General features: G+C 39.4%; 14 protein-coding genes. 12 read left to right on the forward strand and 2 right to left on the reverse strand.

Going from position 1 to position 14,906, the window contains the following annotated elements; all coding sequences use genetic code 11:
* Positions 1 to 201 precede the first annotated feature (201 nt).
* The 3 genes from ACQ93I_RS05095 (at position 202) to ACQ93I_RS05105 (ending at position 2,807) form a co-directional block, all read left to right on the forward strand.
* Positions 202 to 1,494: a phage integrase SAM-like domain-containing protein gene (locus ACQ93I_RS05095; protein WP_431697474.1), complete on the forward strand. Its 1,293-nt coding sequence runs from the start codon at positions 202 to 204 to the stop codon at positions 1,492 to 1,494.
* A 168-nt stretch (positions 1,495 to 1,662) separates the two neighbouring features.
* The gene (locus ACQ93I_RS05100; protein WP_431697475.1) at positions 1,663 to 2,367 is read left to right on the forward strand and encodes a 2'-5' RNA ligase family protein; all 705 of its coding nucleotides are present in this window, start codon (positions 1,663 to 1,665) and stop codon (positions 2,365 to 2,367) included.
* A gap of 20 nt (positions 2,368 to 2,387) precedes the next feature.
* Positions 2,388 to 2,807: a hypothetical protein gene (locus ACQ93I_RS05105; protein ID WP_431697476.1), complete on the forward strand. Its 420-nt coding sequence runs from the start codon at positions 2,388 to 2,390 to the stop codon at positions 2,805 to 2,807.
* A 146-nt stretch (positions 2,808 to 2,953) separates the two neighbouring features.
* Here ACQ93I_RS05105 and ACQ93I_RS05110 read toward each other — a convergent pair whose 3' ends face one another.
* Complete coding sequence (locus ACQ93I_RS05110; RefSeq protein ID WP_431697477.1) at positions 2,954 to 3,865, reverse strand: helix-turn-helix domain-containing protein; 912 nt, start codon at positions 3,863 to 3,865, stop codon at positions 2,954 to 2,956.
* A gap of 151 nt (positions 3,866 to 4,016) precedes the next feature.
* Here ACQ93I_RS05110 and ACQ93I_RS05115 point away from each other — a divergent pair, with 151 nt between their 5' ends.
* The 8 genes from ACQ93I_RS05115 to ACQ93I_RS05150 all read left to right on the forward strand — a co-directional run bounded on the left by ACQ93I_RS05115 (position 4,017) and on the right by ACQ93I_RS05150 (position 10,767).
* Entirely contained in the window at positions 4,017 to 4,868 is an 852-nt protein-coding gene (locus tag ACQ93I_RS05115; RefSeq protein ID WP_431697478.1) for an aldo/keto reductase, read from the forward strand.
* 20 nt (positions 4,869 to 4,888) lie between these two features.
* On the forward strand, positions 4,889 to 6,073 hold the full coding sequence (locus ACQ93I_RS05120) for an aldo/keto reductase (RefSeq protein ID WP_431697479.1): 1,185 nt from the start codon (positions 4,889 to 4,891) through the stop codon (positions 6,071 to 6,073).
* Between the two features lie 58 nt (positions 6,074 to 6,131).
* A complete protein-coding gene (locus ACQ93I_RS05125; protein WP_431697480.1) occupies positions 6,132 to 7,244 on the forward strand; it encodes an alpha/beta hydrolase in 1,113 nt (370 codons plus the stop codon).
* A 95-nt stretch (positions 7,245 to 7,339) separates the two neighbouring features.
* Positions 7,340 to 7,801: a nuclear transport factor 2 family protein gene (locus tag ACQ93I_RS05130; protein ID WP_431697481.1), complete on the forward strand. Its 462-nt coding sequence runs from the start codon at positions 7,340 to 7,342 to the stop codon at positions 7,799 to 7,801.
* A gap of 20 nt (positions 7,802 to 7,821) precedes the next feature.
* Positions 7,822 to 8,457, forward strand: coding sequence for a flavodoxin (locus tag ACQ93I_RS05135; RefSeq protein WP_431697482.1), 636 nt, complete (start codon positions 7,822 to 7,824; stop codon positions 8,455 to 8,457).
* Positions 8,458 to 8,475: 18 nt separating this feature from the next.
* Positions 8,476 to 9,207 (forward strand): carboxymuconolactone decarboxylase family protein, encoded by a 732-nt coding sequence (locus tag ACQ93I_RS05140; protein ID WP_431697483.1) that lies wholly within the window; start codon positions 8,476 to 8,478, stop codon positions 9,205 to 9,207.
* A gap of 23 nt (positions 9,208 to 9,230) precedes the next feature.
* Complete coding sequence (locus tag ACQ93I_RS05145; RefSeq protein WP_431697484.1) at positions 9,231 to 10,316, forward strand: alpha/beta hydrolase; 1,086 nt, start codon at positions 9,231 to 9,233, stop codon at positions 10,314 to 10,316.
* Positions 10,291 to 10,767, forward strand: coding sequence for a (R)-mandelonitrile lyase (locus ACQ93I_RS05150; protein ID WP_431697485.1), 477 nt, complete (start codon positions 10,291 to 10,293; stop codon positions 10,765 to 10,767). The genes ACQ93I_RS05145 and ACQ93I_RS05150 overlap by 26 nt, the downstream gene beginning before the upstream one ends.
* A 194-nt stretch (positions 10,768 to 10,961) precedes the next feature.
* Here ACQ93I_RS05150 and ACQ93I_RS05155 read toward each other — a convergent pair whose 3' ends face one another.
* On the reverse strand, positions 10,962 to 11,264 hold the full coding sequence (locus ACQ93I_RS05155) for a helix-turn-helix domain-containing protein (RefSeq protein WP_131398078.1): 303 nt from the start codon (positions 11,262 to 11,264) through the stop codon (positions 10,962 to 10,964).
* An 85-nt stretch (positions 11,265 to 11,349) separates the two neighbouring features.
* On the opposite strand from ACQ93I_RS05155, the gene ACQ93I_RS05160 reads away from it, so the two are divergent.
* Positions 11,350 to 14,571, forward strand: coding sequence for a type ISP restriction/modification enzyme (locus ACQ93I_RS05160; protein ID WP_431697486.1), 3,222 nt, complete (start codon positions 11,350 to 11,352; stop codon positions 14,569 to 14,571).
* Positions 14,572 to 14,906: the final 335 nt, after the last annotated feature.

Raw genomic sequence — 14,906 nt, forward strand, 5'->3', positions numbered from 1 at the left:
TCCCACCTGAACCACACAACCACAAAAATAAAAATTTAAAAAAATCCCCAAACACGGCTATAACATCAGTAAAAACGCGGTACAATCGCATTTTTGCCTAATATTATTTTCGATTTAGATTGAGGCCGTTTGCATTTATTTGCGCTTAACCGTACAACTATCGTACAAATAATTTACATTTGGCTTTACAAAATATCTGACATGGCAAGCGTAAATTTCCTCTACCGTTCTACTAAACCTAAAGCCTTTCTAAACCTGAGATTGCTCTTCAGAATTACTGATGAAAAATTTCCCAAAGGTTATAGAGATTTCTCACTTGGAGGAAAAACAAAGCTGGAGATATCGAGACAATATTGGGAAAAAGAACATCTGCAAATACGATTCAAAAGAACCAATGATATTGACGAACTAAACAGGATCCAGGAGCTCAAGGAAAAACAGAATTCTATTAACCAGGAGCTGAATAAAATTGAAGCTCATATTTTGCAATCCTTTAATTCTACCGATCCTGAAAAAATCTCTAAAGAATGGCTTCAAAAAACCATTAATGATTACTATAATCCTAAAAAAGTAAAGGAGAAGCCAGAAGACCTTATCTCTTACGTGAAAGTCTATATCGAGGAAAGAAAAGAGCATGTTAGTCCGGCAACTGTAAAGAAGTCAAACGTAATTAAGCAAATGCTGGTAAAATTCCAGAACAGCTTGGATCAGACTATCTTGTTGAAAGATATTGATCTGGATTTTAAGAGAGATTTTGAAGCTTATATGCTCGAAGAGGGATATGCCTATAATACAATCGCAAGAGCTATCAAATTCACTAAAACGGTGGCACGTCATGCCTATAGCCAAGGGTTAGAAACCAGTCGGCAATTAGACAGGATCAAAACAAAAACTAAGGAATCAGAAAAAATATATCTCACTTTTGAGGAGTTGGAAAAAATCAAGAAAAAGAGCTTTACGAAAGAGCACCAGGAGACTGCCAGGGACTGGTTAATAATTTCATGCTTTACCGGGCAGAGAATTTCCGACTTTATGCGGTTTACTAAGGATATGATTAGGAAAAAAGATGATAAATTTTTGCTCGAATTCACTCAGAAGAAAACAGGTAAAATTATGACCATCCCTTTGCTCAAACAGGTCCGGGAGATCCTGGATAAAAGGAATGGCGAGTTTCCAAGGCCTTTACCTGATCCAAAGTACAACGAGTACATTAAAGACGTATGTAAAAAAGCTGGTTTAAAAGAAGAGGTTTGGGGCAGCAAAAAAGTAGAAGTTGCCGAAAAACAATTCAGAAAAAAAACTGACTACTACGAAAAATGGAAGCTGGTTTCAAGTCATATCGGTAGAAGAAGCTTTGCAACTAACTATTATGGGGAAGTTCCTCTTTCTCACCTAAAAACTATTACTGGTCACCATACAGAGCGTAATTTCATGGCCTACTTAGGAAAAGGAGATGAAGAAAAGGCAATTGATGCTTTGAAGTATTTTGATTAGTTCATTGAAGGTCGTTTAGATTAAACCTGTTGTTATTCCACCGCAGGAAGTGATAAAAAGCTAAATTACTGACACATAATAGCGCATGAACCGCCAATGAAAAATAACGGCGTATATGCGCAGACGTTGTGCAGCATTGTTTTAAAAAATATTTGAAGAAGAAGAAAAATGAATCTGACTGAACATTACAAAGAACTTTATGAAAGTTCAATCAGAAAAATCGAAAATGGAGATTATGTAACCGACTCCCTAATTGATTCTCCAGTTGATAAAAGATTCGGAATAACTTTACTTATCAGACCGCCTAAAGAAGTTAAAGATGAAATTGAGTCATTCTTAGAAGAATTAAAACAAATAGATTCTTCCCAGTACTATTATCCAAATGCAGACATTCATATCACTGTGATGTCAATTATTTCGTGTTATGAAGGTTTTCGAATAGATCAAATTTCGGTTACTGACTATTCCAATTTGATACAGCAGAGTTTAAAAGGAATGGATAAATTTGAAATAAAATTCCAGGGAATTACAGCTTCTGATTCAGGAATAATGATTCAAGGATTTCCAGAAAATGAGATGTTGAACAATATGAGAAACAATTTGAGAGCAAAATTTAAAAATTCAAATCTGGAGCAATCTATTGACAGAAGATATACAATTCAGACTGCACACGCTACAACAGTTAGATTTAGAAAAGAACTTCAAAATATCAAAGCATTTTTAGCTGAAATCGAGAAATTTAAAAACTATGATTTTGGAAGTTTTGAGGTAAAAGAATTTGAATTGGTTTTCAACGATTGGTATCAAAGAGAACAAAACTCGCTACTGTTAGGGAAATTTGAACTACAGCAACATTCCACCACAACGAACTGAGTCAAAAAACCACTTTCAAAATGACATTATTTGTAGACAAAATAATAGAAAATGATCTTGGAGGTTACACAACGGACCTCAAAAAAGCTGAATACATTTTGGCTGTACATAGATTATCATTCGAAAAAATCTTAAGCCAGACTTCAAGAACCATTAAAATTCCGTCAGGAGGATTTATAAGTGGCAGGTATGTGGTAATGTTTAATTTTTCCTGGGATTTAAATCATGTGAATTTTGGGTTCATTAATTATCAAATAGATTTAGATAAGCATTTTAATGTTTTTGCCGACTGTATGTCTCCTAAATCAGTGGCGGGATTCCATCAATTCAAAGAAAGAATTAAACAAAAAGGACAGTCTGAATTAAACGAAACTCAATTGTCCGATAACGATTCAGATTTTGTTTTAGCTTACGGGGAGTATATCGAAAACCGGAGTTAGTCAATAATTGAACTATTGGTGATAGAATGATATATTAATTGTCCTTTTGAGGGAATTGGCCAGCTCGTCTTCTCTTATTAAGCCTTTACCATCCTCTAAAGCTTTTCTTTAAGACTGCGTTTGCTGCATTTACATTTCCTTAAAAGTTAAATCACCATTCTGTACTCCTTCGGGGTTTGTCCAACTCTTTGTTTGAAGAGTCGGGTGAAATGTTGCGGATATTTAAAACCGAGCTCATAAGCGATTTCGTTTACAGTCTTACTGTGGTCAAACATTCGGTTTTTTGAAATTTCGATGATCTTATTCTGCACATATTCCTGGGCAGATTTTCCCGTTTCCTTTTTTATTAGGTCACCAAAATAATTTGGGGATAAATGCAGTGCATCTGCAAAATAAGCAACCGAGGGTAAACCATTGCTCTGAGGCAATTCAGATTTAAAATACCCATTTAGCAGTTCTTCAAATTTCTCGATTGTACCCTGATTGGCATTATCCCTGGTCAAAAATTGTCGATCGTAAAAACGCTCACAGTGATTTAAAAATAATTCAATTGTAGAGGTGATTAATTTTTTGCTGTGCTTATCTACTCCTTGCTGTAGTTCATCTTTTATTCTGGTAAAGTAATCCAGAACTATTTTTCTTTCTTTTTCTGAGAGATGAAGAGCTTCGTTCAAGTTATAACTGAAAAATCCGTACTCCTGTATTTTCTTTGCAAGAGAGGTTCCGGCAAGCAGATCTGAATGAAAAACCAAACCATGGCCGATAGGTTGGTACATTTCTCCACTATTTTCAATTTCCATTACCTGGCCAGGAGATACGAAAACCAGAGTTCCCTCCTGGTAGTCATAATAATTACGGCCATATTTAAGGTCACCGCATTTCACTTCCTTTAGAAACACGCAATACAAGCCGTAATTTATCTTGATAGTCTTCGCACCGCCCCAAGAACGACGGTCTGCTTTTGAAAAATCAATGATGTTTACCAACGGGTGTAGCGTTTCATGATTGTTCAGCTTGTTGTATTCATCTACCGTGTCAAATTGAAAAAATCCTTCCATATCCTCTACTTGTATTTTGTACAAAATTACACAATTGTCTTTTGCTTTTTAAGTAACTCATAATCAATCAGTAATATTGGTAGAAAAAGCGGTAATCTGTATAAATCAGGTCGATTTAATTAATAGAACTTTGTACAACAAAAAATTAGCCATGAAAACAATAAGATTAAATAATGATGTCGAAATGCCCATCCTTGGATTCGGAGTATTTCAAATACCGGATCCAGAGGAGTGTGAAAAAGGTGTTTTTGAAGCCATAGAAGCTGGATACCGTCTTATCGATACAGCTGAAGCTTATCAAAACGAGAAGGCTGTTGGTAAAGCTATAAAGAGAAGCAATGTGCCACGGGAAGAGCTCTTCATTACTACAAAAGTTTGGGTACAAAACGCCGGTTATGAAAATACCAAAAAAGCATTTCAAAAATCCTTGGACCGGCTGCAGTTAGATTACCTGGATCTATACTTGATCCATCAGCCATACGGGGATGTTTACGGCTCATGGAGAGCTATGGAAGAATTGTACAAAGAAGGAAAGATTAAAGCTATTGGAGTGAGTAATTTCCAGCCTGACCGACTAATGGATCTTATAATTCACAACAAGGTAAAACCCGCCGTGAATCAGATAGAAACCCATCCGTTTACTCAACAAATTGAAACGCATGAGTTCCTTGAGGAGAACGATGTTCAACACCAGGCCTGGGGATCTTTCGCCGAAGGCAAGAATGACCTTTTTAAAAATGAATTACTGGTTTCCATTGGTAAGAAGTACAACAAATCTGTTGCCCAGGTTGTACTAAAATGGCTGGCTCAAAGAGGTATTGTTGCTCTTTCAAAATCAGTTCATAAAAATCGTATTCAAGAGAATTTCAATAGCCTCGATTTTGACCTAACTGCCGAGGATATGGAAGCCATTACAAGCCTGGATCAAAAGCAAAGCCTATTCTTTGACCATCGCGATCCTGCAATGGTAAAATGGTTAGGCACAACCAAAATAGAAGAATAACTCAATAAATACCGGTAATCATGGAGAATAACAAATCAAATAATTCGGGGAGTAGAAACAGTGTAAACAGACGTAAATTTTTAGGCAGCTCAGCCATTGCCGGACTCGGACTTGCCTTGAACCCTTTTTCTGTGTCAGCCAGTAGCATAAGTGGAGTTGTGGACAAGCGTGAAGGTGAAATCTTTCCCGGAGCGACCCATAACCGCCGGATGCTTGGAAAACTTGAAGTTTCCTCTCTTGGTTTGGGAGGATTACCTGTTGTCGGTTTTTATACCGGAGGAGTTCGGGAACAGAGTCAGGTCAATAAAATCTACCGGGAAGCCTATGATAATGGGGTAACTTTTTTTGATACTGCTGAAGTATACGGACCTCTTATTAATGAACGCCAAGTAGGAGAAGCGGTAGCCCCTTTTAGAAAAGATGTTGTCATAGCTACAAAATTTGGATTCAATGTAAACCCGGAATCGGGAGAAAGACGAGGCTTAGACAGTCGGCCCCAAAGCATTCGCAGAACTGTGGATGGTATGCTCCAAAGGTTACAAACGGATTACATAGACCTCTTGTATCAACATCGTGTAGATCCGGAGGTCCCTATAGAGGAAGTTGCAGGAGCCATTCAGGACTTGATGAAGGAAGGAAAGGTTTTACATTGGGGGCTTTCTGAGCCTGGCTTAAAAACAATTCGAAGAGCTCATGCAGTACAACCTTTGTCTGCAATTCAAAATGAGTATTCCCCCTGGAGCCGTGATCCTGAAGCCGAAGTTCTACCTCTCTGCGAAGAATTAAATATCGGTTTTGTTCCATGGTGTCCGCTGGGTTATGGTTTCTTTGCCGATGCGATCAACGAGAACACCCGGTTTTCTGAAGGTGATTTTCGCGCCATACTTCCCCGCACCACGCCTGAAAATATTCCTCAAAATTTGGAAATGCTTTATTATATTGAGGATTGGGGTCTTAGAAAAAATGCCACTGCCCCTCAGATAACCTTAGCGTGGCTACAAGCTCAAAAACCATGGATAGTGCCAATACCAGGAACGTCAAAATCTGTCCACTTAAGAGAAAACCTAAGGGCAAATGATATTTCCTTTACTGTAGAAGAGCTTGAGGAATTTAATCAGGGTCTTGCAGCCATTGAGATTGCGGGTGCACGAAATGCACCACCGGTCATGGCCGGAATGGGTGTAGAAGCCCCACCTAAACAATAAATTTCAGTGATCTTAATAATAAATCACATTCTGATCCTGAAAATCTGAATCTTATTCTATGAAAAAATTAATATCGAATACCTATTTCTGGTCTGTTATCATTGGCGTTTCTATTGTTGTAGGAGGTTGTACATCACCACCAGAAAATGAAGAGGTAAATGCATTGATGATCAGGGAGCAAGGCAGTTTTTTTGTCGGTGGTACAGTCAAAAGAAGTTCTGGTTCATTTGACCCTATTGAGGATGGCGCTTTTAATCCCGCAAATCAGGATACAACAGGACAAACTTTACATGGAGATCACGCTTTTGTTTTTTACCAGGTACCACTGGAACCGCGAGAACATCCGCTGGTTTTCTGGCATGGGTTTGGTCAATCGATGAAAACTTGGCAAACCACACCTGATGGTCGTGAGGGTTTTCAAAGCATTTTTTTACGCCACCACTATCCAGTTTATCTCATTGATCAACCCAGACGTGGAGCGGCTGGAAGAAGTACAGAACCCACTACAATTACAGCAGCTACAGATGATCAACTTTGGTTTGGGATCTTTAGGTTAGGCTTGGGAACAGAATTCTATGAAGGGGTACAATTCTCCAAAGACCCTGAAGCTCTGGATCAATTTTTCCGTCAAATGACGCCAGATACTGGTCCATTAGATATTCAGGTTAATATTGATGCAGTCTCGGCATTATTTAATAGGATTGGCCCCGGTGTCCTGGTAACACATTCCCATAGTGGTGGTCAAGGGTGGCTTACTGCATTAGAGAACGAGAACATTAAGGGTATTGCTTCATATGAACCTGGAAGTAATTTTGTTTTTCCGGAAGGTGAGGTGCCTGAGCCTATCCAATACATGGGTGGCCAGCTTAGCGCAAGGGCAGTATCAATGTCAGAGTTTAAACGTCTCACTGAAATACCCATCATCATCTATTTTGGTGATTTTATTCCTGAGGAATCAGTAAATAATCCTGGAAAGGAACAGTGGAGAGCAGCTCTTGCTATGGCCAGAAAATGGGCAGAAATAGTAAACAATTATGGAGGCGATGTTACTGTTGTTCCCTTTCCTGAAATAGGTCTGGAAGGAAACACTCATTTTCCAATGTCTGACTTAAATAATCAGAAAGTAGCAGATCACCTTTTAAATTGGTTAGAGGAAAAAGGCTTGAATTGAAAAATACTGTAGTTGAAATCTACGAGCACCGAATTAAAATTAGGACAGGGAAAAGTTCTGTTTCTATAGAACCTAAATAACTTAAAATATAAAACATGAATCTATACAGGTTTTTATCAGCCATAATTTTTATTCTCATTTCTTTCCAGGCAGCAATTCAAGAGGAGATTTTACAAAGGAATTCTGAAAATGAAATCATTAAACTTTCTCAGGACAAATGGGAGTGGATGGCGAACAGGGAGGTTGAGAAGCTGAAAGATCTGTTTCATGAAAAATCTCAGTTCGTACATATGGGCGGCAGCTGGGGCAAGGAGCGTGAGGTTGAAATCATTAGATCAGGCGGTATTCACTACAAAAATGCCGAGATTCATAATGTTTCTGTAGATGTTATGGGGAATATTGCAATTCTTCTAAACCGTATTACTCTGCTTGCGGTAGTTGGAGGAAATGAAGTTACTAATCCATTTGTGGTTACAGAAGTATATAAAAAGGAAAATGGTAACTGGAAGCTGGCCAACATGTCTTTTGTAAGGCAACTAACAAGACCTGAAGAATAATTTCAGCACTAAAACTTTTTATGATGAGAATTAAACTTTTATCTGCCTTTGTATTCTTTATGTGTCTCAACGTTTCCTGTAATGGCAAATCTACAGCTGTACCTCAAGAAGTAGCTCCACCTATCGAACAGGATTCCTCCAAAATTCTGATCGTTTATTTATCCCGGACGAATAACACTGAAGCAGTAGCTGAAATGATCCAGGATTTTGTGGGTGGTGACAAGGTGGAACTTCAATTAGAAGATCCGTATCCTGAAAATTACCGGGAAATTGTTGACCAGGTAGACAGAGAGAATGAAACGGGATATTTGCCTCCTCTTAAGACTGAAATTGAAAATATACAGGAGTACGATACAGTATTTCTCGGCTTTCCCACCTGGGATATGCAACTGCCTCCTCCCATGAAAAGTTTTTTAAACAAGTATGATTTAGGTGGCAAAACAGTGATTCCGTTTAATACCAATGGTGGGTATGGAATTGGAAGCAGCTTTAACACTGTAGAAACCTTATGTCAGGATTGTAACATCCTGGAAGGTTATTCTACCAAAGGCGGAGTGGAGAGAGACGAAATCTACTTTGTAATGGAAGGTGAGAAACGCAGAGATGTACAGGCAGAGATAGAGAAATGGTTGCAAAGAATCGGTGTGACCCAATAAACTAAAAATTGAAGGAAAATGACTTTTAAAAATATGATTACCGGAATACTTCTCAGCTTGCTATGCGTGAGTTATAGTGCAAATGCACAACCGGAAGAGGGAACTAAAAAAGAATTAACCCAGAAGCAACAAGGTCTTATTTCTATTGCAGCCTATACTGCCCAAGGTGATCTGATTAATTTAGAATCTGCCCTTAATCAAGGATTAGACGCAGGCTTAACGGTAAATGAAATCAAAGAAGCCCTTATCCATCTTTATGCTTATGCGGGATTTCCACGCAGTATCCGTGGTCTGCAAACATTCATGAGTGTCCTGGAAGAACGAAAGGCCAGGGGCATCAAGGATGAACAGGGACCCGAAGCCTCCCCAATTTCAGAGGAGCCAAGCAAATACGAACGTGGAAAAGCCGTGCTCGAAGAATTGATCCAGGCTCCGCTGGATGGGCCTCATACGGGCTATGCGGCCTTTGCCCCTACAATAGAAGTTTTCCTAAAAGAGCATTTGTTCGCCGATTTATTTGAACGCGATGTACTTACTTTTGCGCAACGGGAATTGGTTACCATCTCTGTCCTTAGCAGCATCGGAAAAGTGGAACCTATGCTCAATAGCCATTTCAATATTTGCCTTAATCTGGGTTTAACGCCGGGGCAATTGTTGCACTTCACAAAAATTATTGGTTCCACTATAGGTGAAAAAGAAGCAAATGCAGCTGAATCTGTTTTGAATGAAGTGTTAGAAGAGAGAAAATAATATGCCCAAAGAAAACTTAGAAAATGAAAAAAATAGTAGCAATATTCATGCTTGCAATGTCCATAGTTACAATAAATACTACCAATGCTCAATCTTCAAAAGCAAATAAAAACCCTTATACCCTGGTTTATGCGGGAGCAATTACAGAAAATGTAGAGGGGGAGGTAAACATCCATCCAGTAAATTATAAGATTAAGAATATCGAAATAGCTGCCAATGTTTACACACCTGCAAATTATGATCCTGCAAATAAATATCCGGCAATAGTTGTTGCGCATCCTAACGGAGGGGTAAAAGAACAGGTAGCAGGATTGTATGCACAACGATTAGCAGAGCAAGGTTATATTACTATTGCAGCAGATGCAGCTTATCAGGGTGCAAGTGGCGGAACTCCTCGAAATATTGATAAACCAGCACATCGTATTGAAGATATTCACGCAATGGCAGATTACATTACCCAATATGAAGGTGTCGACAAAGACAATGTAGGATTGTTGGGAATTTGTGGTGGTGGAGGTTATTCCTTAAAAGCTGCCCAGGCGGATAAAAGGTTTAAAGCAGTAGCCACTCTAAGTATGTTCAATTCTGGAGAGGTAAGACGGAACGGATTTATGAAATCCCAAGTTTCTACAATTCAGGAGAGATTAAAGGAAGCTTCAGATGCCCGCGCATTAGAAGCTGCCGGAGGTGAAGTACGCTACGCTGCTGATTTAGAGTGTTCCGATGAAATGGCAGACAAAATGCCGTTTGATTTATATCGTGAAGGCCACTATTACTACCACAGAACCCATGCGCACCCCAATTCTACATTCAGGTATACGATGAGCAGTTTGATAGATTTAATGACATTTGATGCCACTACTAATATGGACCTGATCAATCAGCCCTTACTAATGATCGCCGGAAGCAATGCCGATACGTATTATATGACAGATGATGCCTTTAATAAAGCCAGTAATGCAAAAAACAAAGAGTTATTTCTAATTGATGGAGCTACTCATATTGAGACTTACTGGAAACCAGAATACGTATCGGAAGCGGTAAATAAACTAACCGATTTCTTCGGTAATAACCTAAGAACAAATGACAGCAAAGAGAATAAAATTTAAAGTGAAATTGGCTTTGATAGCCCTTGTTATAATTTCCTGCAACCAGCCTGGAGATAATCGTATTACAGAAGATCCATTCCCGAAAGGTGACAAGATAAACAGCGAAAATTTCACCGGTACTGTTTATGTAAATATGCTTGCGCCAAACGATACTATTCATAATATTTCTATGGGCAATGTCACTTTTGAACCCGGAGCGAGATCAAACTGGCACTACCATCCCGGAGGCCAGGTATTAATTATTACTCACGGAAAAGGCCATTATCAGGAAGAGGGAAAGCAGGTCCAGATCATCAAGGCAGGCGAAGTAATAAAATGTCCACCCAATGTAAAACATTGGCATGGGGCATCACCAGGAGAATCAATGACTCATACAGCAATTAGTACCAATATTGATCAGGGGGGTGTGGTTTGGCTGAGTGCAGTATCTAATGAAGAATATAATCCCTGAGAATTGCCTATTTTCCCGTTGAACATATAGCCCACCAATATGAAGAATTTTTATTCTGCATGAACAGACTTTATCCCAATACAACATAGACGCATCAGCTAAGACCACGATAGTTCCTTAGAAATATCACCAATTAAATTTTTAATTTCCATACCTGCATTTCCTGCATTTCTTGCATTCGGAATCTTAAAAATCTATCTCCTATCCCGGGCAGATCTATTTGAGTTCAATAAGGTTTCTTCAATATCCGATTGCCTGTGCCGCACCCTGGTTCCTATCTTATAGGGTTTCAGAATGCCTAATTTTCCCCATTCATGGCACGTTGGCAAGGAAATCCCCAACAGATCTGATACATCTTTTCGGCTCAACCATACTTCAGGTTCTTTAGGAGTGAACTGTTTAGAAAATTCTGCAAGGAGCTTTTCCACCCCTTCAAGAATTTCTTTTTTAAATTCCTCCGGGTCTACTTCGTAAAATTGAATGGCTTGTTTTTTCATTTTTTAGCATCCAATTTACGGTTTCCCCTCCTTTCCTTTAACAGAATATTAATAGATTTACAGTTAGGACCAAACCAACCTCAGAATGACCATAGCCGAATACCTCTCTCACCTCAATAGACTTTATCTTACCGGCCACGCAAGAGAACACTCCTACCGCGGAGATCTTCAAACCTTATTATCAACTCTTTTACCAGATATCCTGGTGACCAATGAACCGGCCCGGGTAAGTTGTGGCGCTCCAGACTATATGCTCTCAAGGAAAGGCGTACCTGTAGGTTATGTGGAAGCAAAGGATATAGGGGTGGATTTAGATTCTAAAGGTCTAAAGGAACAATTCGAAAGGTATAAATCAGGTCTAACCAATCTTATAATTACCGACTATCTCAATTTCAGGTTTTACAGGGAAGGAGAATTTGTAACTGAAATATCCATTGGCAGTCTGGAAGATGGTGAAATCAAACCTTTACCAGGCAATTTCGAACATTTTACGCACCTCATTTCTGATTTTGCTTTAGTTGTCACTCAAAGCATTAAGTCCCCTACCCGACTGGCAAAAATGATGGCGGGGAAAGCAAGATTAATGGCCGATGTCATTGAAAAGTCTTTGGATAGTGATGATGAGCAGGAAAAAAGGTCAAATCTGAAGTCCCAGATGATCTCTTTTCAGCAAATGCTCATACACGATATTACAAACAGGTCCTTTGCCGATATTTATTCCCAGACTATTGCCTACGGGATGTTTGCAGCACGCTATCATGATCCTACGCTGCCAACTTTTTCCCGAATGGAAGCCGCTCAGCTTATCCCAAAGAGTAACCCGTTTCTGCGGAAGCTGTTCCAGGATATTGCCGGTTTTGACCTGGACGATAGACTTGTTTGGATCGTTGAGGAATTGGTGAGCATTTTCCTGGCCTCAGATGTTTCAAAGATCATGAAGAACTTCGGAAAAAGCACCAAGCAAGACGATCCTGTAGTTCACTTTTACGAAACCTTTTTAGGAGAATATAATCCTGCACTTCGAAAAGCCCGCGGAGTGTGGTACACGCCGCAACCGGTGGTTAATTTCATTGTTCGGGCCGTTGATGATATCCTGAAGGACGAATTTGGTCTCCCTCAAGGTTTGGCCGACACCAGCAAAACCAAAGTCACCGTAAAGGTTCCCACCCATGACAAACGTTATGCCGGCGGAATGCGGGATTATGAGCAGGAAGTGCATAAAGTGCAGATCCTTGATCCTGCCACCGGAACCGGAACTTTCCTGGCCGAAGTTGTGCGGCAGATCCACAAAAAATTTGAAGGCCAACAGGGAATTTGGACCCGGTATGCCACCGAACATTTGATCCCTCGTTTAAACGGCTTTGAATTGCTAATGGCGAGCTACGCTATGGCCCATCTCAAAATGGATATGTTGCTTACGGAAACAGGCTATAAGCCTACAGATGATCAGCGCTTCAGGATCTTTTTGACCAATTCCCTTGAAGAAGCTCACCCGGACACAGGAACTCTTTTTAGTTCTTGGCTCTCCGATGAAGCCGACCAAGCAAATGCTGTAAAACGAGATACTCCTGTGATGTGCGTGATAGGGAACCCACCTTATGCTATTAGCAGCTCAAACAAGGGAGAATGGGTTCAAAAACTACTGGAGGATTATAAGAAAAACTTGAATGAACGTAAGATAAATTTAGACGATGATTATATAAAGTTCATCCGATACGGTCAGTATTTTATTGATAAAAATGGAGAAGGAATACTCGCATATATTTCTAATAACAGTTTTATTGACGGCCTAACTCACCGTCAGATGAGGAAACACCTTTTGAAAAGCTTTAGCAAGATTTATGTTTTGGACTTGCATGGAAATTCGAATAGAAAAGAAACAGCGCCAGACGGCAGCAAAGACGAAAATGTTTTTGATATCATGCAGGGTGTTTCCATTAATCTGTTCATCAAGAAACGCGGAGTACCAAACCAGGAAGATGGGGTAGTTAAACATTTTGATTTATGGGGGAAAAGAGATTTTAAGTATAACTTTTTATCCGAGAATTCAATAAATACTATTTCTTGGAATTTATTGCAAGTAAAAGAACCTTATTTATTTTTTGTCCCTAAAGATTTTGAAGCAGAAATTCAGTATGAAAAAGGTTTTAGTGTCAAGGATCTAATGGAAGGAATTTCCGGTATTGAAACTAAAAGAGATCATTTCGCCATGGATTTCAACGAAAAGATATTAAAAAATAGAATAGATGATTTTGTTGTTAACGATTATACTGATTCTGAACGGAAAAGAAAATTTGACTTAAGGGATAATGAGTGGGTAGTCAAAGAAGCGGTCCAAACTTTACGTCAAGATCAAAAGTGGAGAGATAACTTTGTTAAGTGCTTGTATCGCCCTTTTGATCATCGCTGCATCATTTACAGCCCGGTAATTCTTTCAAGAGATAGGGGCACCTTAATGGCAGGAATGAATAGGGAGAATTATGGTTTAATCATTCCCCGCCAAACAAAGGAACATTTTGGAGCTTTGATAACAAACACTGTCAGCACACACAAAATAGTAACTGTTTACGACAGAAGTTTTCTTTTCCCTCTTTACCTATATCCAGAAAATTCCGAACAATATACGACTGAAAATGGACCACAATCCAGAATTGCAAACCTAAATCAGAAAATAATAGATAAAATAGGTGAAGGTATTAATCACGCTTTTCTCCCGGATGAAAACCTGGTCTGCGATTTAGAAGCCGGTTTGGATGGTACTTTTTCACCATTAGATATTCTTGACTACATATATGCAGTTCTACATTCTCCGGAATACCGGGAAAAATACAAGGAATTCCTAAAAATAGAATTTCCGAGGGTGCCTTATCCGCAGAATGCCGACCAATTTTGGAAGCTTGTCGAGCTGGGCGGGCAGATACGAAAACTGCATTTATTGGAAAGCCCGCTATTGGAGAAGCGAATTACTGGTTATCCTGAAGATGGTGACAACATAATCACCCGCAAGATCACCAAAACCAGCCCCGGCTATGAACCGGATTCAGAAACCCACGGTAAAGTTTGGATTAATGACCAGCAATATTTTGACAATGTTCCTTTAATTGCTTGGGAATTCTACATCGGCGGCTATCAACCTGCTCAAAAATGGCTAAAAGACCGCAAAGGCCGGGAATTAAGCTTTGAGGACATCCTGCATTACCAGAAAATGATCGTCGCGCTAACCGAGACTAATAGGCTGATGAAAGAGATTGATGAAGTGGGGGTTTTGGGCGACGAAACAAAGGTGGAGTTCAGCGAAAAATCTTAATGCTCCATTCCTGATCCTTCCAATTTTGTTCCATCATTGGTTTGGAACAGAATAGCAGCATAAACTTCCGGTTTTCAAGCGCTACGGTTGCAACGGCTACTGGAAAGAAACAACTGTTGATTTTCAACATATTACATAAAAAGCCGGCTGTATGATCAACCGTAGCAACCGTGAATCAACAGTAAAATCAACCGTGCAGTTGCAACCGGTGCAACCGTGAATTCAATGGGGGCGGTTGCAGCGGTTGCAACCGTGGCAAAGTTTTTTATCAGATGAGATTTCAACAGATTTTTTGGTCCTAAAAGAATAATAGAAATTAAAGACGTGCTTTGCTA

The organism is Salinimicrobium sp. WS361, from assembly GCF_050750585.1.
Taxonomy (GTDB): Bacteria; Bacteroidota; Bacteroidia; order Flavobacteriales; family Flavobacteriaceae; genus Salinimicrobium.

What these genes read in the sequence shown, in the direction of transcription:
- ACQ93I_RS05095 (WP_431697474.1), top strand. Translation starts at nt 202, where the DNA reads ATGGCAAGCGTAAATTTCCTCTACCGTTCTACTAAACCTAAAGCCTTT.
- ACQ93I_RS05100 (WP_431697475.1), top strand. Translation starts at nt 1,663, where the DNA reads ATGAATCTGACTGAACATTACAAAGAACTTTATGAAAGTTCAATCAGA.
- ACQ93I_RS05105 (WP_431697476.1), top strand. Translation starts at nt 2,388, where the DNA reads ATGACATTATTTGTAGACAAAATAATAGAAAATGATCTTGGAGGTTAC.
- ACQ93I_RS05110 (WP_431697477.1), bottom strand. Translation starts at nt 3,865, where the DNA reads ATGGAAGGATTTTTTCAATTTGACACGGTAGATGAATACAACAAGCTG.
- ACQ93I_RS05115 (WP_431697478.1), top strand. Translation starts at nt 4,017, where the DNA reads ATGAAAACAATAAGATTAAATAATGATGTCGAAATGCCCATCCTTGGA.
- ACQ93I_RS05120 (WP_431697479.1), top strand. Translation starts at nt 4,889, where the DNA reads ATGGAGAATAACAAATCAAATAATTCGGGGAGTAGAAACAGTGTAAAC.
- ACQ93I_RS05125 (WP_431697480.1), top strand. Translation starts at nt 6,132, where the DNA reads ATGAAAAAATTAATATCGAATACCTATTTCTGGTCTGTTATCATTGGC.
- ACQ93I_RS05130 (WP_431697481.1), top strand. Translation starts at nt 7,340, where the DNA reads ATGAATCTATACAGGTTTTTATCAGCCATAATTTTTATTCTCATTTCT.
- ACQ93I_RS05135 (WP_431697482.1), top strand. Translation starts at nt 7,822, where the DNA reads ATGATGAGAATTAAACTTTTATCTGCCTTTGTATTCTTTATGTGTCTC.
- ACQ93I_RS05140 (WP_431697483.1), top strand. Translation starts at nt 8,476, where the DNA reads ATGACTTTTAAAAATATGATTACCGGAATACTTCTCAGCTTGCTATGC.
- ACQ93I_RS05145 (WP_431697484.1), top strand. Translation starts at nt 9,231, where the DNA reads ATGAAAAAAATAGTAGCAATATTCATGCTTGCAATGTCCATAGTTACA.
- ACQ93I_RS05150 (WP_431697485.1), top strand. Translation starts at nt 10,291, where the DNA reads ATGACAGCAAAGAGAATAAAATTTAAAGTGAAATTGGCTTTGATAGCC.
- ACQ93I_RS05155 (WP_131398078.1), bottom strand. Translation starts at nt 11,264, where the DNA reads ATGAAAAAACAAGCCATTCAATTTTACGAAGTAGACCCGGAGGAATTT.
- ACQ93I_RS05160 (WP_431697486.1), top strand. Translation starts at nt 11,350, where the DNA reads ATGACCATAGCCGAATACCTCTCTCACCTCAATAGACTTTATCTTACC.